This window comes from Lentimonas sp. CC4, assembly GCF_902728235.1.
Lineage (GTDB): Bacteria > Verrucomicrobiota > Verrucomicrobiia > Opitutales > Coraliomargaritaceae > Lentimonas.
In genome coordinates this window covers 1,037,069-1,056,353 of the sequence record NZ_CACVBO010000001.1, presented here as the reverse complement: position 1 = coordinate 1,056,353, position 19,285 = coordinate 1,037,069, and the positions used below count along the sequence as shown (strand labels likewise).

Sequence of the window (19,285 nt, the reverse complement as noted above, 5' to 3'; positions counted from 1 at the left end):
TCGATACTTCGGCAACGTCTGAACGAACTGCCGCAAACGCGTAGCCATCTAGCACTGCGTGGGTTAAACGAGTCTATGAATGCTGGTTGTCATCGCTTTTTGTCGTCGAAAAACCTGAATGGAAGCAGGCAACCAGCGGCTATTCAACCTTTCAGCGAAGTCTGTTTGCACGCTCATTTCAGAACGCAACAAAGCTGTAATCCTTTAATTTTCAATAAGTTATATAGATCAGTCGCTTGGAGCGTTTTGTGAAGAAGCGGTTGTGCTGACTTTTTTGCACGCACCTGTCCCAATATATTGGGATCTGCGAAACCACTGAAGTGTGTTAGTATTGACATAACTCTTAATGTAGGAACCTTGGAGTAGGGTGTATGCCTTACGCAATGAGTAGGGTGTATGTCCTTCATGTCTCGCTCGAAAAATAATGGTGTTGAGGGATTTTAATAAGATGTATCTAGCACGTAAATATAATCGAAACTCTGGATTCAGCCTCATTGAGGTGATGATCGGTGTTGCTGTATTTTCGATTGTGCTACTGGCAATTCCCGCGGCTTTAGTTGCGAATCGTAAGCTGAACTTTAGAACTGATTCGCAAACGAGAGCCAGTATGTTAGTCTTGGCCGAGCTTGAGGGTTTACGAACGGTTGAGTTTAGCGATGTAGAGGACTTGGTGACGAACCCTCGCGCGAATGTATCCGATGAGCATCTTGGGATTCAGTATCTGACGGTGCTCGAAGTGGCCGAGGGTGAGGACGAGCTTGAGGGCATGTTGGATGCTAGGGTGATGGTGACTTGGACTCAGGATGGTCGGCGGCAAGAAGTGGTAGGCCGAGCATTTTTTACGGAGAACGGACTGTCCGATAAAAGCCATAGTGATGCGAATTAATAAACAAAAATCAGGCTTCACTTTAGTCGAACTCATGGTTGCGTCCGCGATCAGCTTGATGGTTTTGACTGGTTTGTTGGGGACGGTGCTCACAATGGGCAAAACGATGAAAGTTTCGATGGATGAAACGTCGGCGACTAGCGATAATCTAAAAATTCAACAGATTCTTGAGAGTGAGTTAAGGGGCGTCTCTGAGGTTTTGACTCAAACCGCGACTGATTTTATGTTTGTGACAACCGACATCGCGGGGAACACGGATACAATAATATATACCGTTAGTGGTAGTGGGGATTCCCTTGAATTAAAGCGGAACGAGCTAACAGGAGCGAATGTGGCTGAGGTTCTTTTGTCGGCTCAAGATGACGGGCTCAGTGCTGTTACTTTTGAATACTATACTCAGATGGGAACTGTTGCCGTTACGGCTGCAGGCACCAATGCGGTTAAGATCACGCTCGAACGCTCAGTTGATGGCCATTTTAGCGACATCTCTAAGGACATCGATATTACTATGGTGATGTTCCGAAATAAATCTTACACGAACGTCGAATAATATATATATGAAAACCATTGAATCCACATTCTTACGTTCGACTCATGGACGCAATACTTGCGGCTCTATCTTGTTAACTGCCATCATTTTTGCCACAGTATTTAGCGTATTACTCGGAAGTGTGATTCAATATTCAGGCCACACTGCTAAGATCGCGAAGCGAGCTAGCCTCAGAGATGTTGCATTGCACTTAGCAGAGTCTGGGATTGAAATTGGGATTAATGAATTGCAGGAAAACGGTGTTGCTGGCTTATCTTGGCAGGCACCTGAAGGCGGCTACAGCTATGAAGTTGGCAGTTATATCGCCACCGTCGATGTCGCAGTTACACGAGAATCGAGTAATTCAGATTTGTATGAGATTCACTCATTAGCAACGATCCCATTTGCAGGAGGGCTTGTTCAGCGGGCGGTCGTTGTTGAGGCGCAATCCGATATGCCTGGAGAAGGCGGGATTGTAGATGTGGAGTATTCGACGCCTATTTTTGCGAATGCAGTCGCTGCTAGGTTCTCAATTAAGATTCTCCATGGAAATGGAGATAAAAGACCCCTGTATGCTAGCTATAGCTCCGATCAGACGACAGATCCAGTCTATGGGCAAGATACTGGTTACGCAGCATCAATTGTAACGATTGCTACGGGTAGTTCTGCGATTCAGGTGAACAACGCGATTATTAATGGTATTTTGAATTCTGGAGGCGGAGAGATTGGCTATGATAGTGGTAAAACGAATTCGAATCAATTGGATCAGAATTTATGGTTAAGTCTTTCGCCAGAGGATTCGGCCGACTCGTTGAATTCTGAAGGTATTCAGCAGAATTATAATGGGGAAATTAATGATCCAGTCTATCCTGATACTAGCGAATATTGGGCTCCTGCAGGGCAGACCGAGATCACTTCTGCTTCTTTTTGGAATTCGAATGACCCTGATTATGGTGTGGATCAGAATTATTGGCAAAACGGCTCAGACGCAGATGTGCTCTTTACTGCCGATGGCGATGATCGTGTCATCGGCGCGACTGGTGAGCAGGTCGTATTATCTACCCCGAGCATTAACCTTCAAAATGGGTCTCAGTTGACGGTCAAGGGGGATGTGGTCCTGTATGTTAAGAATGGTTTTAATATTCATGGAGATATTTACTTTGAGGAAGGCGCGACCTTACACCTTATTTCAGATGGTAATAACCACTTTACTGGTAGCACTTACAACGATAAGCCGATCCAGTTTCAAGTGACTCCGTATGTTGACTTATCTGCTGAGAATCCGAGTGGCCCAAATGTGCAATTTAATAATGATGATCGAATCGCAATGGTGATTAATGCGCCCTATTCGTCGGTGTCCACTGGCGGTCAAGGGAATGGGATCTTTGATTATCTGGGCGCCATTGTTGCTGGTAGTTTTTCTTGTCCAAATGGAGTGAATTTCTTTTATGATACGACGTTGGGTGTGGCGACTGAGGATGAGTTTGAGAGTCCGTTTGATAGTGTTGCAACCGATGCGATATTTGCAGTGAAAAGCTGGAAGGAAGTCGTTGCTTCAGATAGTGCCCTTAATTAGCGTATACGAGTCGGACGTGTCAGATCCGATCGTTTGAAAATTGCCAAGGGGTCTTGCCTTCTACGCGTTATTTTCAGATATATGCAGAGATATGACGATTCGTCGGATTTTACTCCTGTTACTCTTTGCTTGTTCGACTGGCTTGTTTGCTCAAAAAGTAGAGCCAACGGATGCTGTTTCGAAGGCCGCAGAGGTGGTTGATGTCTATGTGATTCCGATCACAGGTGCGATTAGCACACCAAATTTGTATATCCTACGCCGCGGGCTGAAGGAGGCCATCGCCAACGATGTCGGCATGGTGATCCTCGATATGGATACCCCTGGTGGTCGGGTCGATATCACGCTGGATATGATGGAGATGCTGGATCGTTTCGACGGCATCACGGCGACGTATGTCAACCATGACGCGATCTCGGCGGGTTCGTTCATTGCAGCCGCGACTCAAGAGATCTACTTCTCACCGCGCGGTAAAATGGGTGCCTCGGCTGTGATTCAAGGCACGGGCGAGGATGTGGCTGAGACCGCGAAGCAGAAGATTGAGAGTTATCTGCGGGCGAATATTCGCGTGATGACTGCGGAGTATCCGTATCGCTCCGATGTGGTGCGTGCGATGCTTGACGCAGACTTTGAGCTGAAAATTGGCGAAGAAGTGATCAAGCCGGCGGGCGAGTTATTAACGCTCACCGCGACAGAAGCGGTCAAAGAATACGGCGATCCGCCCCACAAACTGCTAGGTGAGGGGATCTACGATTCGATTGAGGATCTGCTCGATGCCCGGCTTGGCGCGGGGAATTACGAGATCCGCGACTTTGAGATCAGCTACTCCGAGGAAATCGCGAAGTGGATGAATACCATCGCGCCACTGCTGATGGGCTTGGGCGTGTTACTGCTCTTTCTCGAATTTAAAACGCCAGGTTTCGGGGTGTTTGGCATCGGTGGTCTCGTCTTGCTAGGGATTTTCTTTGCCAGTCATTATGTGGCAGGGCTTGCGGGCAATGAGGCGATCTTTTTCTTTCTGCTCGGCGTGCTGCTGGTGCTGGTGGAGCTGTTCTTATTTCCGGGGACGGTGGTGTTTGCGCTCTCAGGTATCGGCCTGATGCTCGGTTCGCTGCTTTGGACGATGGTCGATTATTGGCCAGCGAGTGAGGATGGTGAAGGCGTGGGGCTGACCCCTGAGATGTTTGCCGAGCCCTTGGTGCAGTTGATTTATGGTATTTCTATTGCCTTTGGTGGTATTCTGCTGGTGGGCCGATTCTTTAAGGGTTCGTGGTTCGAGCGGCAACTGGTGCTGGAAACTGCGGCGGGTGGCGATAGTCAGACCATTCGTGAAGTGCGCGAATCGAAGCTACCCAACGTTGGCAGCGAGGGCGTGGCACTCACGCCATTGCATCCTGGCGGGCGTGTTGAGATTAAGGGGCAGCGCTATGAGGCGCATTGTGCGGTCGGCATGATTGAGCGCGGCGCGACGGTGCGCGTGGTGTCGAGCAATGACTTTGATTTAATCGTAGAGGAGGTGTCGGCATGAGTATGATACTTGGTTTAATCGCTGCAGCGCTGGTGTTGGTCTTCTTTGAGATCATTCTCCCCGGTGGCGTGCTCGGAGTGTTGGCTGCACTGTGTGTGTTGGTCGCGACATGGTTCGGTTTCGAAGCATACGGAGCACTAGGAGCGATGGCAGTGTTTTTTGGCTCACTGGTCGCGATTGGCGTGCTCGTGTTTGTGGAATTCAAGTTGCTGGCGAAGACCTCGCTCGGGCAGAAGTTCTTTCTAAAATCTGCAATCGAAGGGCACACGCGCGCGGCGGTGGCAGAAGATTCGATCATAGGGAAAGAGGGCATTACTTTAACTCGCCTAAATCCGTCTGGAAAGGTTGCGATTGGCGGGAAGAGCTACGAAGCTTCCTCCCAAGATGGCTACATCGAGCGCGACGAGGCAATTGCGGTCGTGGCTCAAGACAGTTTCAAATTAATCATTAAAAAACTATGAATACATTACTCCTCCCTCTCGCCTTAGCTGGCTGGCAACTCGGCGCTGCTGCGATCTTGGCACTGATCGTCCTGGTTATGGTGCTGATTATCGCGACCTTCTTCATGACATGGTTGCGGGCTCGGCTTTCGGGTGCGGCCGTAGGGTTTGCGACTTTGATTGCGATGCGTCTACGCGGTGTGCCAGCGTCCTTAGTGGTGAACGCACGTATTACCGCGGTTAAAGCCGGGATCGAGATCAGTGCGAACGATCTCGAAGCGCACTACCTTGCGGAAGGTAATGTGATTCAGACCGTGCAGGCGATCATCGCGGCGGATAAGGCCAACATCAATCTCAACTGGCAACGTGCCTGTGCAATCGACCTCGCAACCAAGGGCACCGGCAAGTCGGTGCTCGAAGCGGTGCGCACTTCGATTAACCCCAAGGTCATCGAATGCCCTGCCTCCGGTGGTGGACGTTCGACGATCGACGGTGTCGCCAAAGACGGCATTCAAGTGAAGGCGCGTGCCCGTGTGACGGTGCGTTCGAATCTCGATAACTATGTGGGCAGCGCCCTCGAAGAGACGATTATCGCCCGTGTGGGTGAAGGTATTGTCACAACCATCGGTTCGGCCGATTCGTATAAGACCGTGCTCGAATCGCCCGATAGTATTTCCAAGGTCGTTCTGGAGCGTGGTCTCGATGTCGGCACTGCGTTCGAGATTCTTTCAATTGATATTGCCGACGTGGACGTTGGTGAGAATATCGGCGCGAAGTTGCAAGAGTCGCAAGCTGAGGCGGATAAGAACGTCGCTCAAGCGAAGGCCGAAATGCGCCGTGCTGCAGCGGTCGCCCTTGAGCAAGAAATGAAGGCGAAGGTCGAAGAGATGCAGGCGAAGGTCGTCGAAGCAGAGGCCGAAGTGCCACTCGCATTGGCTGAAGCGTTCCGCTCAGGAAATCTCGGTGTCATGGACTACTACAAGATGAATAACATCAAGGCAGACACAGACATGCGCGATTCGATCTCCAAAGGAGACGAAAAGAAATAGCGTTTTTGTATGAGTGAGGCGGTCAACGCTGGCCGCCTCATTTTACTTAAAACCTAAACCGTAATGGATAATTTAGAAGAGATTTTAAAAGTCGTAGGTGGCCTGGTCTTTGGGGCGATCTACCTCTTTGGGAATCAGATCTTTAAAAGCAAGGACGAGGACGAGCAGCGGCCGCCGACTTTGCCACGGCAGCGCGGCGAGGACGATGAAGCTGCCGAGCGTCAGCGCGAGATCCAAGAGGCGATTCGTCGCAAAATCATGGAGCGTCGACAAGCCGCGGGCGGAGCGACTCCACCGGCTCCCGCTCAACCAGTTGCGCAGCATCGTGAGCAGCACAAGCAGGTGGCTGAACGCCAAAAGGAGACGCATCAACGTGCGCCGCATGTGGAAGTGACTCCGCATGAGGATGAGACGGATGGTCGCTTCTCTTGGGATGAGTCGGACAATGTTTACGAGCAACAAATGCAGGCACGCTTACAACAGATCGAGCTCACGAAGCGCCGCGCTGAGGCATTGAAGCGTCAAGCCAGTGCATCGAACCGATCTTCCGAAACAACAAGTTCTCGTAAATCGACTGTTAGTGGAGGCCTACGTTCTGGTTCCGTGCGTTCCGTATTGCGCAATCCCGATGCAGCGCGCACTGCGTTTATCTATGGCGAAGTCTTAGGCAAGCCCGTTGGCGTGCGTGAGTCCGGCAGTGGTGTGGCGAACTAGGTTCCGTTTTATCAGGCGTAGGGGCTTTGCTTGCGAAGCCCGCGTCGTTTGATGTGTTTGTATGGGGATACGGGGCGTGGATCTCCTAGTGCCGCTCTCATTCGAGCGTGGCGATTGGTTCGGATAGTGCTCAAGCCTTTTGGGGCTTCGGTATGCTTTAGCTGCACGCGTGGCGAATGATTGAAGCCAGATTGACTGCATTCCGAGAGCGCGGGCTTCGCAAGCAAAGCCCCGACCAATTGACCTCAACTACGGGATCGAGATCTTCGCAGTGCCTTCGCCTTCTGGGCGAAGTTTTTCACCGGCTGGATTCACGATCACAAGGTTTTCACCTGCAGTAAACAGGATGTCTACTGGGCCTTCCTTTGATATGGTGACAGTCTCGCCACCGCTGAGTGTCTTGCGGAAGAGTTCTTGATTGTCGCTACGTTGCTTGACGAGGACATACACATTACCACTGGCAATCAGGGTGATGCTTTCTTCGCCTTCTGCAGGAGACGCTCCATCAGGCGAAGTGGATTCCACGCTCTCTGTGATTGCAGGAGGCTCGCGAAGCTCAGGACTTTCGACCTCAGAATCGCCACCTAGAATCGCTTTAATCAGACTGAAGATGACAACGACAAGTGCCAGTGTGCCCACCGCAACGAGCCCCGCTTTGATGTAGAAGATCTTGTCACTATCGTCCTCTACGTTCGTGTCGTCTTCACCCTCGGCTTCGCTGACTGGCGTTGCTTGTGAAATACGACCATACGAAGGCTCTTCCTTGGAGTGAACCGGTTCTTCCTTGGAGCCTTTGACTTCCAAGCTGCCGAATAGTTCAGCGCCCTTTTTATTACCACGCGTTTTACTCAACACATGTGCATTGTAATCGGTGATGATACTTTCGGGGTCGAGCCTGAGATAACGTGCATAGTTCTTCAGGAATCCACGTTTGTAGATCTCTGGGAGCTCAAAATCGAATTTGTTCTGCTCGATGTTTCCGAGAAAATCACTACGGATTTTTGTCGCCTCGGCTGCCTCACGCAGAGAAATTCCCTTGCGCTTACGTGCTTCTTCAAATCGTTCGCCGATACTTTGCATTAGTCGGCATTTGAAAGGCTCTTGTTTTATACCGCAAGCATGGAATCATGCGTATTTAGTCACACGGACGACATTGCCAGCGTGATCTTTCAAAACCCCTGTGTTCACCCTAGGAAAGGATGAATTGTAAGTCACCCCATTCGCCGTCTTGGCGTGAATCGACAGTGATCGTGTCTTCGGGGCGGAGCTCGGCGAATTTGGCTTCGTAGTGCGAGCGCACGAGGTCGAGCTCTTTCACGAGGATGCCGCTGAGTGCGAGCGTGCCGCCAGACTTGACGCCGTGAACGACGGGATTGCAGTGCGGGATCAATACGTCGGTCTGAATGTTGGCGAGTAAGAGGTCGGCTTGGCGGTCGTTGAGACCTTTTTCCAAGTCAGCGACTTCAAACTCGAGCTTGGTAATGTGCGCATTCTCTTCGGCGTTGCTGTGGCAGACCACAATCGCTTCAGGGTCGAAGTCGAAGCCGAGGATCTTCTTAAAGCCGAGCGTCGATGCGGAGAGGGCAAGCACGCCAGAGCCGCAACCTGCGTCGATCACTTCGAGGCTGTCGAGCTTATCCGCATTGGCATCGCGGTAGTCTTGGAGGCGACGTGCGCAGAGGCGAGTCGTCTCGTGCGCACCCGTGCCAAAGGCCATACCTGCGTCTAGATAGACGACGGCCGCATCGGCAGGCGTCTTGATGTTGTCACGCTCCCAAAGCGGAATCCAGTGGAGTTGGCGGTCGCTCCATGGCTTGACGAATTCTTTGTAGGCATTCTGCCAATCCGCATCTTCGATCACGGTTTCGTTAAATGTCTCAGGCAGTGTAGGGAACTCAGCACGTAGTTCTGCGAGGGCAGCGTGTGCAGTTCCAGCATCGGGAAAGATGCCGAACACTTCATAGGGATCGTCGATCTCTTTCTGCATGACGCCCCAGTGAGAAGATTCAGTTTCGTAGAAATAGCCGTCGAGGATGTCAGCCATTTCGTCGGGAATGAGGGCGCGGAGTTCGAATTGTGTGCTCATAGGAATGCGTATTGAAAAGAACTGCTGATGAGGGTTCCGCTGTTAAATCGCAAGCTTTTGGATGAATGACTGTGGTTTTTTGACAAAGCTAGATTCGATTGTAGGCTCGTGAACCTATGATTAAAGCTTACGCCGCAACCGCTCCAGGAGGAAAACTTGAACCTTTTGAATATGATCCCGGTCCGCTCGCAGCGAGCGAGGTCGAGATCAAGGTAGAGCACTGCGGCATTTGTCATAGTGATTTGAGCATGCTCAACAATGAGTGGGGTATGACGCAGTATCCCTTCGTCCCTGGGCATGAAGTGGTGGGCACCATCGGCGAGGTCGGAAGTGGAGTGACGCATTTGAAGGTGGGGCAGCGCGTGGGCCTAGGTTGGCATGCGGACTATTGCTGCACCTGTGGTTCTTGCTTGGAGGGCGATCATAATCTGTGTCCAACGGCGACTGGCACCATTGTTGGGCGGCATGGTGGCTTTGCCGAGCAAGTGCGTGCGAGTGCGGTCAGCGTGGTGGCGCTGCCCGATGGGCTCGATCCAGCGAAGGCGGGGCCGCTGTTTTGTGGTGGCATCACGGTATTTAACCCGTTGATTCAGTTTGATATTAAGCCGACCTCTAAGGTCGCTGTCATCGGCATTGGTGGGCTCGGGCACATGGCCTTGGGCTTTCTCAACGCATGGGGCTGCGAGGTGACTGCCTTTACGTCCAGTGATTCCAAGCGTGAGGAGGCCTTACAAATGGGCGCGCATCATACTTTGAACTCTCGCGATGCCGATGAGTTGGCCGCGGCGGCGGGCAGCTTTGACCTGATTCTCTCGACGGTAAATGTGAAGTTGGACTGGAATCGCTACTTGGGCACTTTGAAGCCGAAGGGGCGCCTGCACATGCTGGGCGCCACCTTGGAGCCCCTTGATCTCGGAGCGATGTCCTTGATCATGGGGCAGCTCAATGTCTCCGGTTCGCCAGTGGGCAGCCCCGCAACGATTGCCAAGATGCTGGAGTTCGCAGCATTGCACCAGATTGAGCCTGTGACGGAGCACTTCCGCTTCGATCAAGTGAATGAGGCAATCGAACGCCTGGAAAGCGGTCAGGCACGCTACCGCATTGTGCTGAGTCGGTGATTGGGGAATTCTGACCATGGTATTCAGTGGGCTTAGACTGGGGGCATTTCGACCGCTGCGATTGTCTCGATGAGCCGAAATATAAAATTATGAATCTCAACAAAATTTATTTTCTTCTTTTTCTGCTATCAACATTCACTTCGGCCGAACCTTTGGACATATCAAGCATAAGGTTTGATTTGAGGGAAGCTGTCATATCCCGTGTTCAAGTCACTGCTGGAGTGACTGAAGAGCGTTTCTTTATTGATTCTTCTCGTTTAATTAATTCGGATCGGCTGAAGGCAAAGTTTGCTCCTGGCCTATTCAGTTTAAATTCTGAGAAATTAAAGGATGACACCGTTTTATCTGATTTTTTGAACAATTATTTAATTCAAAATGAGAAGAGCCTCGGTTCATTCTTTAAGAAATCATCTACTATCATAAAAGTGTTCAAGAAAACGGAGATCCATATGTTCGTTGCCCATGAGGCTTTGAATTCTCAACTTGAAATAGAGGCTGGTGACGTTGTGGTCATGCAAGATCTCGGTGATATTATCTAGTCATCAAAAGCACTGACTGTCTCTAATGAGTAGGAATCAATTCTCTAACAGGCTCAGTGGTGAGTAACTGTTCACAGAGAGGCATCGTCTATGCATTGACGGGTCTTGGACCGTGAGCATCTCTAGTGCGGAAATGTAAAACTAATAGAAAGTTAATATAATGAGAATCCCTGTAGCACTTATATTTCTTCCCGCTTTTATTCTTTCCGCCTGTGGTGTCGGCGGTGGCAGCTTCTCGATTAATGAGGATTACTTTATCTCGGTCGCGAATAGCCATCAAGTAACGATCAACCATCGCGGCCAGACGCCGTCCATCGTGGTGGGCCCCAACGTGGTCGGGTTGAACAGCAATAGTCGATTCATAGTAGGAGAGGTGCTTCGGCCTAGAGAGGCTCTAGATCTAGGTGCTAGCCCTGGTTACTTCATCATTGATCTCGAGACCGACGCAGTGTTGATCGGTCTTTCTTTAGATGATTTTAAAAAAGCGCTAGAAATGCGTTCTATAGCAGGGTTTACTCTAAAGCAGCCTTCTTCGGTTTACCGAGGCGATTTGGAGGATCAAAAAGCATCAATAGAATAAACAACTCATCTACGGTCGCTTGATCTTACCTTTGCTCAGGCGGGCGACGACGTCGGGCAGGAGTTGATGCTCCACGATGTGCACCTTCTTCTCAAGCATATCGAGCGTATCCTTTTCTTCAACTCGGATCTCTTTCTGGTCGATGATCGGGCCGGCATCGAGCGCTGGTGTGACCCAGTGCACGGTGCAGCCAGTGATTTTTACGCCATGATCCCATGCCTGGCCAATGCCGTTCATGCCCGGGAAGCTGGGCAAGAGGCTAGGGTGCAGGTTGATGACATTGCCATCAAAGGCTTCGATGAAGCGTCGCTCAATAATCCGCATGAATCCCGCCAGCACCACTAGCTTCGGTGAAAACGACTGAATGCGCTCGATGTAGGTCTCTTGAGCCTCCTCGCTCAGGCGGGCACCTTTGCGCTTCGGATCGATGTAGATCGCGGGCACGTGATACTTTTGCCCTAGTTCTAAGATGCCGACATCTTCGTGATCACTAATGATCGCAGCGATTTTAGCCGCGCCGAGCTTCTTGCTGGCTTCTGCCTTTAAGAGTGCTTCAGCGTTGGAGCCGCGGCCAGAGCCGAGAATTACGATAGGATAAGCCACAAGCGAATTAAGAATTAGGAATTGGGAATTAAGAGTATAACTCTAGCGGAAGAACTTCTTCGCTTTTTCGACGAAGGATTCGCTCATTGGATTTGCAGGGTCGCCACAGGCTTCAGCAAATTCTTCGAGCTTCTTCTTTTGTTCGCTGGAGAGTTTGGTTGGCACTTCGACTTGAACACGAATCAGCAGGTCGCCCTTGCCGTTGCCGCGAAGATGTGGGACGCCCTGCCCGCGGAGGCGGAAGGTGGTGCCTGTCTGTGTGCCGGATGGGATCTTGAGTGAGCCCTTGCCAAAGAGCGTCGGCACGTTGATTGAGCCACCGAGTGAGGCGAGTGTGAACTTAATCGGCACTTCGCAGAAGAGGTCGTGGTCGTGGCGCTCGAAGAGTTCGTGCTCCTTGACGTGGACGATAATGTAGAGGTCGCCTGCTTGGCCGCCCATTTGGCCGGCTTCGCCCTTACCTGCAGAGCGGAGCTTCGAGCCAGTGGAGACGCCACCTGGAATACGCACCTTGACGGTGCTGGTTTCCATCTCACGGCCTTCACCGCGACAGCTGGTGCAGGGCTTTTCGATGGTTTGCCCCGCGCCTTGGCAGCTTGGGCAGACTTGACGGAAACTAATAAAGCCGCGATTCGAAGAGACTTGGCCAGCGCCACCGCACGTCGAGCAAGTGACTTTCTTGGAGCCGGGCTCTGCGCCTTCGCCGTGGCATTTCTTACACTCAACTGGGCGTCGATAGCGGATTTCTTTTTCGCAGCCTTTAACCGCTTCTTCTAAAGTGATCTCTAGATCATAGCGCAGATCGGAGCCGTGTGCTGCGCCCCCAGCTGACTGTCCACCGCCGCCACCGCCGAAGAATTCTTCGAAGATGCCGCCACCACCGCCACCGCCGCGGCCACCGAAGGCTTCGCGGAACATGTCGAATGGATCGTGGCCGCCGCCGCCACCGCCGCCGCCCATGCCACCTTGGAAGGCAGCGTGTCCGTAGCGATCATAGGCAGCACGCTTATCAGGGTCTTTGAGATTGTCGTAGGCCGAAGAGATCTCCTTGAATTTCGCTTCTGCTGCGGCATCGCCCGGGTTTTTGTCCGGATGATACTTCACTGCGAGTTTGCGGTAGGCCTTCTTGAGTTCGTCGGCTGTCGCATCACGTGAGACGCCGAGGGTTTCGTATAAATCTGCTTGCGACATAGTGGTCTAAGAAAGGGTTATGCTTTTTCGGGGCCACTGGAGACGATCACACTCGCTGCGCGAATGAGTCGTTCGTTGAGGCGGTAACCTGCGCGGACGGTCTGGATGACTTTGTCTTCTTCGACGTCAGCGGATGGTTGGTGCGAGATGCACTCGTGAAGATTCGGGTCGAAGGTTTCGCCATCAGGGATGAGCTCTTCGAGGCCTTGCTCGCTGAGTGAGCGCTTGAGCTGATCGTCGACCATTTTGAAGCCGATGGTGACATCTTTTGCTTCAGGATGATTTTCTGCGGCTTGCAGGCCAAGCTTCATATTATCGAGCACGGGCAAGAGCGATTCGACGACATTGGCGGCTGCGCTGCGGATGATGTCCTGCTTCTCGCGGCCAATGCGCTTGCGGTAGTTCTCCATGTCCGCGACTGAGCGTAACCAGCGTGCTTTCATTTCCGCTGCTTCTGTCTCGGCTTTTTCTAGAGGCGTCGCCTCGACGACTGGAGTTTCAGCTTCGGTTGCAGTTTCTTCGACGACTTCGGCCGCTGCGGCTTCAGTGTTTTCGTCGATTTCTTCGGGTGTATCTGTGTTTTTGTCTGTCATGTTTCGGAAAATTTGAGATCTAGTAGATTCGCAAGTAGCGGGTCTGTTCCAAGATTGAGCGCGGAAGTGTGTTGATTACTTCGCAGAGTTCAAGGACGCAGTTTTAGACTAAAAAACGGCGTCGAAATCAAGTGTGGCACGCCTCATTAAGGGAGTGGGCTGCTGTTTTTCAAAGATTTTGCGCTTTGGCAGTCTGCAGTTTCGCTCTGATTGGAAGCTTTGACTGTTCAAATGCGCTAGATCTAAAAAGGTGTGCATTCTAGGAGTTGCATTTTTCTCTTCTATGCTGGAGTTTCCTTGGATTGTGATACTCAGGTGGATTCTGTTTCTGAGTTTTAACACGTATTTTTAAAGCATTCTACATGGCAAGAAACCCAAAGAAGAAAGTAGCGAGGAAGAAAGTCGTCTCACAGCCGCGTAAAGCCGGCTCTCGTCCAGTGTGGGGACTATTGTCGTTTTTTATCGCCGTATGTAGTTTCGTAGCGATTTGGGATTTCGAGATCGCGCAGTCGCGCCAGCATACCACGGAGCCGGAGATGAACCTCGTCGGGGTGTTTGGTGCGGAAATGAGCTTCTGGGCGTTTCATTTTATTGGAGTGGCGACTTGGTTAGTGCCGCTTTACCTGCTTTGGGCTGGGGTTCGTTTTATTCTCCAGCAGCGTCCGCGTCGCCGACTGGTCAGTGCGCTGGCGACGCTAGCTTCGTTGATTTGTGCGTCCGGTTTGGCGTCAATGATGGAGGCGATCGGCACGGCTCAGATGCAGGGCGGTATTTTTGAGCATCAACTCTCGCAAGGAGTGGGTGGCGTGTTTGGAGAGTTTTTTGCGACGGTAGTGCTACAGCCGTTCATCGGCCCCTTTGGTTCATTCCTCATACTATTGATGGGCTTCGTTATTGGCTCGGTGATTGTATTCACTGATAATCTTGGGCGCTTCTTCGATTATATTCAAAATGCCTACGCAGCCTTCCTCGAAGGTCAGGCTGCTTCTAAGGAAGAGCGCAAGACTCTTAAAGCTGAGCGTGCAGAGGCCAAGCGCCTTGAGAAGGAAGAGGCGGCCGCGGCAAAGGCACAAGTCAAGGCCGACCGTGCCGCAGCCAAGGCTGAGCGTGCTGCTGAGAAAGCGGCGAATAAGAGCAAGGCACCGGCGAAGGATGAAGCGGAGCCTGACGATGAGGAGGACGATGATCGGCCAGGATCTCTGTTACCTGCTTCGGTGAGTTCTCCGACTGGTCTGAAGGCAGGAAAGAAACCGACGTTGAAGCAGCCGAAGCCGCTGATGGAAGAGCCGCAGCCGCCGATCGAGCCAGTGCAGGAGGTCGAGCCGCCGAAGCCGAAATTTGATCCTTCGATGATTAAGGTTGTCTCCGAGGAGAAGACTGAAAAAGCCGTGGCTTCGATTCCAGAGCGCCGTGGTGATTATGTGTTTCCTCCGTTGAAGTTACTTTCAGAGCCGCAGGCGGCAGGTGCGTTGCATCAGGAAGATCACGCTGGCACCATGGAAGCGCTCGTGCGCACGCTCGATGAGTTCGGTGTTAAAGTCATCCCCGGTGAAATTCACACAGGCCCCGTGATCACCCGCTACGAAGTCAAACCCGCGCCAGGTGTGCGTGTTGAAAAGATCGTGAACCTTGATAAGAATATTGCGCTCGGCCTACAGGCCATGTCGGTGCGTATTCTCGCGCCAGTTCCAGGCAAGGGCACGGTCGGTATCGAGGTGCCGAATAAGGTGTCTGAGGCGGTTTGCATGCGTGATATCGTCGAGTCCAGAGCGTGGGCGGAGGCGGATGCCGAGATTCCAGTGGTGCTGGGTAAGGATGTGACGGGTAAGCCGATGGTGATGGATTTGACCAAGATGCCGCACGTCTTGATTGCCGGTTCCACTGGTTCTGGTAAGACCGTCTGTATCAACGCGATTATTGCGTCCCTGCTCTACCACTCAGGTCCAGAGGATCTGCGCTTTATCATGGTCGACCCGAAGGTCGTGGAAATGCAGATGTATAACGCGCTGCCACACATGTTGATCCCCGTCGTGACCGAGGCCAAGAAGGTGCCGGGCGCATTGAAATGGTTGATCGCTGAGATGGAGCATCGCTACCAAATTTTTGCGAAGACCAATGTCCGTAATATTGCAGGCTTCAACGCGAAGATTCTGAAGGACAAGGAAGAGCAAGCCAAGGCCGAGGCGATGGATGCCGATATGACTCCGGAAGAGCGTGCTGCCATTAGTAAGATGGATGTGCCGCGTGACGACGATGCCTTTGAAATTCCCAAGAAGAAGTTGCCATATATCGTTTGCGTGATCGATGAGCTCGCCGATCTGATGATGGTGGCGCCTGCGGATATCGAGACCTGTATCGCTCGTATCGCACAGCTCGCGCGTGCGGCTGGTATTCACTTGGTGCTCGCAACACAGCGTCCGTCGGTGAATGTCGTGACAGGTGTGATTAAGGCTAACTTGCCGAGCCGTATTTCTTTCAAGGTGGCTTCCAAGATTGATAGTCGCACGATTCTCGATGGCGGTGGTGCTGAAGCGCTGATCGGTCGAGGCGACATGCTCTTCATCCCTCCGGGCACGTCCAGTCTTGTGCGTGCGCAGGGTGCGTTCGTCTCTGATGAAGAGATCGAGGCCATTGTCGAATTCCTCAAGGAAAACAACGATCCGCCAGAGATTGCGCAAGAAGTGCAGCAGCAAATCGATGCTGGTGGCGACGAAGGTGGCGGACTGGATGCGGGTGGCGAAGAGGCTGATGAGCTTCTGCCTGATGCGATTGACGTGCTTCGCAGCACCAAGCGCGCCTCTACTTCGATGCTGCAACGTCGCTTGCGTATCGGCTACAACCGTGCGGCTCGCCTCATGGAAGTGCTCGAAGACCGCGGTATCGTCGGCCCCGAAAACGGCTCCAGCCCTCGCGAGATCCTCGTCGATCTGGATGTGATGTAGGCGCGATTTCGCAGGGATGATTAACCCAGACGACTCTCATCTCGATAGTCTCGCAATTGCGCATTATGTGCTCGGCGGCTTGATGGCGCTGTTCGCTTGTCTCCCGCTGATGCATGTGGCGATGGGGGCGATATTTGTCTTTGGCGTGGGGGAGTTCTCACAGGAGATGGCGAATCAGCCGAATGGCGGGCCGCCACCTCAGTGGTTCGGCTGGTTGTTTATCGGAATAGGCTTGTTGTTCTTTGCCTTGGGGCAGGCGCTTTCGATCTCGGTGATCGTTTCGGGGCGATTCCTGAAGCAGCGCAAAAACTACATGTTCTCCTTTGTATTTGCCTGCTTGGCCTGTGTGGCGTTCCCGTTTGGCACGATTCTCGGTGTGTTTACCATTATCGTGCTCTCACGCCCTTCGGTGAAGGCGCTCTACGGGCGGGCGTAAATCAAGTGGCTCCGACTTTTTCGAGCAATTCGGGCAGGTCGGTCATTGAGCAGGTGCGAACGGTGTGAGCTCCTAATTTGGATTCGTAGGGTATACTGGGATCTGCGGTCACTATGATGTTGTCGCCTTTGGGGTAGTGTTCTCGAAAGGCATCCAGATTGCGTGTGCTGTTGCGTTGGCGTGACCATTTGCATTCGATTGCTGTGATCGCTCCATTTACCTGAGGGAGCACAAAATCAATTTCACGTTGTTGCCTGTCTCGCCAAAAATGGATCGGTTGCCCGGCATTGTGAGCTTTGAGCAGGTCGAGTGTCAGGTGTTCAAGTAAGCTTCCACAATCTTCGGGGCGAAGTGTTTCCCAGCCTCGGAAGTGGCAAATGAAGCCGGTATCGAAGGCGTATATTTTGGGCTGAGCTAAGATCTCTCGACGCCCTCCGTCATGAAAGGGGCGCAGCTGATGGATGAAGTGCGTCGTTTCCAATATCTCTAGATAACTCATAATCGTTGGCCTAGAGACGCCAGAGTGTTTCGCCATGTTGGTGATGGAGCAGAGCTCGCCGCTTTGTCGCAGTAATAGCTCACAGAGTGTCAGGAACTCTTTGCGTTTCCCGACTTGAAATAACTCTTGTATGTCGCGAGCGAAATAGGAGTCGAGCCATTCGCTGTAGAATTCAGGATCAGCGCTTTGGTCGATGAGTCGGTTAGGCAGTCCGCCCAGTAGTAGGCGTTGTTCGAGAGAGTGAATGTCAAAGGCGTCTAATTCTGTCGCGAGCACTGGTGGGAGGTGCACCACACGCTTTCGACCTGTTAGGCTATCTTTGAATTTCTTGGTGGCTGCTAGGGTCGATGAACCAGTGGCTAGAATACGTAAGTGTGGGAATTCGTCGGCTGCAATTTTTAGGATTTCGCTGGGGTTTTCTGTTTGATGGATTTCATCGAGGATGATGACGCCTTGCTTGATTTGTTTAAAAACCGATTCAGCGTCATTGAGCAGGTCGCGGTTGCGGGGAAGGTCGCAATTGAAGAACGCTGCATCTTTCCAGTGCTTTGATAACGTGGTTTTACCCACGCGCCGCACGCCTGTTAACCAGACGACGGGGGCGCGCTTCCAGGCATCTTCTATACGTTGAATCCAAAAGGGACGGCTGATCATGCAAGTAGACTTTACAAATAAGCGCTTATTTGTAAAGTCTGTTTGCGTTTTTGATTCTATAAACACTACTCATTTTCGAGCTCCAAGTCGGGGATGTGAGTGAAGGAAATACGCATGGGCGCCGCTTCGCTGGAGCGCTGAGCCTGGTGAGCGTCGGCGTAGTAGAGACTGCGGCCGCCGTGTTCCTTGGTGATTTTGTCCATCGCGTGCTGGAGTTGCATGCGGCGTGGGTGGTTGTCCTCTCGAAAGAGCGAGGGGGTGTGGCTGTTGGCGTGCACGAGGTGTGTCAATGTGATGCCTACCTTGGTGGGGTCGGGTAGATCGCGGGGACGATCGTCCCACAGTCGATTTAAGAGTCTCAGCATGGTGACATTGTCTTGTGTGGGGAAGCATTTTGCTTCGGCGTGCCAGCCTAGATCGAAGCCGAATTTAACCTGCACGTCGAGGTGACCCGCGAAATATTCCATGGCTCGCAGGCGCCGACAGGCTTTTTGTAGCATGCGATGCAGGGTGGCGTGGGCGCCGTGTTCACTGCGCAGGCTTGGTGGCAGCACGTGCGAGTGGCCGATGGTTTGGCGCGTTGTTTCGGGGAGGGGCATTTCAATGCCACGTAGGGCATACCACATGCGGTCACCTTCGACGGATTTCCAGATGCGGTGCAGCGTGTGGCGCGGCGCATCGCAGAGTTCTTCCATCGTGGTGATTCGAGCGGTGCGCAGGCGCTCTTGCATACGGCGACCGATGCCGGTGATGTCTTCGAGCTCAAAGCGGTAGAGTTTCTCGGGGAGTTCGTCGAAGTCGAGGGTGGTGAGCCCGTCGGGCTTTTCCAGCTTGCTGGCGAGCTTGGCGAGGAAGCGATTGGGCGCGAGGCCGATGGACGCGCCGATGTAGGGGCCGATTTGTGCTTTGAGCGCGGCTTTGATCTCCAGAGCTTTGGCGCGGGCGGCGGCGGGCGGTTGCCAGTGAGGCGGCAGACGGCCAAACATTTCGTCGATCGAGAGCACGGCATCGACGTAAATGATTTCGTGGATGATCTTATGGATCTTGTTGTGCGTCAGGATGTAGCGGGTGTGGTCGGCCTGCACAAATTGAATGCCTGGGCAGAGATACCGCGCTTCGCGCACCCCCGTGCCGGTCTTGACTCCGCGGGCTTTAGCTTCGTAGCTGGCGGCGATACAACAGGTGGTTTCCACGCCTAGTGAGGGCACGACGCCGACAGGCTTGCCGCGTAGGTGTGGTTGAAATTGCTGCTCCACCGAGGCGAAGAAGCTATCGAAGTCGATGAATAGATAGCGAAGGCTCATTTAGTTTATGTATAATTATGT

General features: G+C 52.4%; 19 protein-coding genes. 12 read left to right on the top strand and 7 right to left on the bottom strand.

The window, feature by feature from the left end:
- Positions 1–448 precede the first annotated feature (448 nt).
- The 7 genes from GZZ87_RS04630 to GZZ87_RS04600 all read left to right on the top strand — a co-directional run bounded on the left by GZZ87_RS04630 (position 449) and on the right by GZZ87_RS04600 (position 6,719).
- Complete coding sequence (locus tag GZZ87_RS04630) at positions 449–886, top strand: prepilin-type N-terminal cleavage/methylation domain-containing protein (RefSeq protein WP_162026200.1); 438 nt, start codon at positions 449–451, stop codon at positions 884–886.
- A complete protein-coding gene (locus GZZ87_RS04625; protein WP_162026201.1) occupies positions 876–1,436 on the top strand; it encodes a prepilin-type N-terminal cleavage/methylation domain-containing protein in 561 nt (186 codons plus the stop codon). Before GZZ87_RS04630 ends, GZZ87_RS04625 begins: the two co-directional genes overlap by 11 nt.
- 7 nt (positions 1,437–1,443) lie before the next feature.
- Positions 1,444–2,991, top strand: a complete 1,548-nt coding sequence (locus GZZ87_RS04620; protein ID WP_162026202.1) for a hypothetical protein — start codon at positions 1,444–1,446, stop codon at positions 2,989–2,991.
- Between the two features lie 91 nt (positions 2,992–3,082).
- Positions 3,083–4,516, top strand: coding sequence for an NfeD family protein (locus tag GZZ87_RS04615; protein WP_162026203.1), 1,434 nt, complete (start codon positions 3,083–3,085; stop codon positions 4,514–4,516).
- Positions 4,513–4,977 (top strand): NfeD family protein, encoded by a 465-nt coding sequence (locus tag GZZ87_RS04610; RefSeq protein WP_162026204.1) that lies wholly within the window; start codon positions 4,513–4,515, stop codon positions 4,975–4,977. The genes GZZ87_RS04615 and GZZ87_RS04610 overlap by 4 nt, the downstream gene beginning before the upstream one ends.
- A complete protein-coding gene (floA, locus tag GZZ87_RS04605) occupies positions 4,974–6,005 on the top strand; it encodes a flotillin-like protein FloA (RefSeq protein WP_162026205.1) in 1,032 nt (343 codons plus the stop codon). Before GZZ87_RS04610 ends, floA begins: the two co-directional genes overlap by 4 nt.
- A gap of 63 nt (positions 6,006–6,068) precedes the next feature.
- Positions 6,069–6,719 (top strand): hypothetical protein, encoded by a 651-nt coding sequence (locus GZZ87_RS04600; protein ID WP_162026206.1) that lies wholly within the window; start codon positions 6,069–6,071, stop codon positions 6,717–6,719.
- 249 nt (positions 6,720–6,968) lie between these two features.
- Here the strand turns inward: GZZ87_RS04600 and GZZ87_RS04595 are convergent, their stop codons facing one another.
- Together GZZ87_RS04595 and GZZ87_RS04590 are read right to left on the bottom strand one after the other, a co-directional pair.
- Positions 6,969–7,799: a helix-turn-helix domain-containing protein gene (locus tag GZZ87_RS04595; protein ID WP_162026207.1), complete on the bottom strand. Its 831-nt coding sequence runs from the start codon at positions 7,797–7,799 to the stop codon at positions 6,969–6,971.
- Positions 7,800–7,908: 109 nt separating this feature from the next.
- Positions 7,909–8,805, bottom strand: coding sequence for a 50S ribosomal protein L11 methyltransferase (locus GZZ87_RS04590; RefSeq protein ID WP_162026208.1), 897 nt, complete (start codon positions 8,803–8,805; stop codon positions 7,909–7,911).
- 116 nt (positions 8,806–8,921) lie between these two features.
- On the opposite strand from GZZ87_RS04590, the gene GZZ87_RS04585 reads away from it, so the two are divergent.
- The 3 genes from GZZ87_RS04585 to GZZ87_RS04575 all read left to right on the top strand — a co-directional run bounded on the left by GZZ87_RS04585 (position 8,922) and on the right by GZZ87_RS04575 (position 11,042).
- Positions 8,922–9,923 (top strand): NAD(P)-dependent alcohol dehydrogenase, encoded by a 1,002-nt coding sequence (locus tag GZZ87_RS04585; protein ID WP_162026209.1) that lies wholly within the window; start codon positions 8,922–8,924, stop codon positions 9,921–9,923.
- An 89-nt stretch (positions 9,924–10,012) separates the two neighbouring features.
- Positions 10,013–10,462: a hypothetical protein gene (locus GZZ87_RS04580; RefSeq protein WP_162026210.1), complete on the top strand. Its 450-nt coding sequence runs from the start codon at positions 10,013–10,015 to the stop codon at positions 10,460–10,462.
- 160 nt (positions 10,463–10,622) lie between these two features.
- Complete coding sequence (locus GZZ87_RS04575; protein WP_162026211.1) at positions 10,623–11,042, top strand: hypothetical protein; 420 nt, start codon at positions 10,623–10,625, stop codon at positions 11,040–11,042.
- A 9-nt stretch (positions 11,043–11,051) separates the two neighbouring features.
- Here the strand turns inward: GZZ87_RS04575 and purN are convergent, their stop codons facing one another.
- The 3 genes from purN to GZZ87_RS04560 are packed head-to-tail and all read right to left on the bottom strand — an operon-like array spanning position 11,052 to position 13,429.
- Entirely contained in the window at positions 11,052–11,645 is a 594-nt protein-coding gene (gene purN, locus GZZ87_RS04570; protein ID WP_162026212.1) for a phosphoribosylglycinamide formyltransferase, read from the bottom strand.
- Positions 11,646–11,687: 42 nt separating this feature from the next.
- Complete coding sequence (gene dnaJ, locus GZZ87_RS04565) at positions 11,688–12,836, bottom strand: molecular chaperone DnaJ (protein ID WP_162026213.1); 1,149 nt, start codon at positions 12,834–12,836, stop codon at positions 11,688–11,690.
- Between the two features lie 17 nt (positions 12,837–12,853).
- Positions 12,854–13,429, bottom strand: coding sequence for a nucleotide exchange factor GrpE (locus GZZ87_RS04560; RefSeq protein ID WP_162026214.1), 576 nt, complete (start codon positions 13,427–13,429; stop codon positions 12,854–12,856).
- 362 nt (positions 13,430–13,791) lie between these two features.
- Here GZZ87_RS04560 and GZZ87_RS04555 point away from each other — a divergent pair, with 362 nt between their 5' ends.
- On the top strand, positions 13,792–16,371 hold the full coding sequence (locus GZZ87_RS04555) for a DNA translocase FtsK (RefSeq protein ID WP_162026215.1): 2,580 nt from the start codon (positions 13,792–13,794) through the stop codon (positions 16,369–16,371).
- Between the two features lie 16 nt (positions 16,372–16,387).
- Positions 16,388–16,807 (top strand): hypothetical protein, encoded by a 420-nt coding sequence (locus GZZ87_RS04550; protein WP_162026216.1) that lies wholly within the window; start codon positions 16,388–16,390, stop codon positions 16,805–16,807.
- Position 16,808: 1 nt separating this feature from the next.
- Here the strand turns inward: GZZ87_RS04550 and GZZ87_RS04545 are convergent, their stop codons facing one another.
- Positions 16,809–17,960, bottom strand: a complete 1,152-nt coding sequence (locus GZZ87_RS04545; RefSeq protein ID WP_162026217.1) for an AAA family ATPase — start codon at positions 17,958–17,960, stop codon at positions 16,809–16,811.
- A gap of 65 nt (positions 17,961–18,025) precedes the next feature.
- Positions 18,026–19,264, bottom strand: coding sequence for a DNA polymerase (locus GZZ87_RS04540; protein ID WP_162026218.1), 1,239 nt, complete (start codon positions 19,262–19,264; stop codon positions 18,026–18,028).
- Positions 19,265–19,285: the final 21 nt, after the last annotated feature.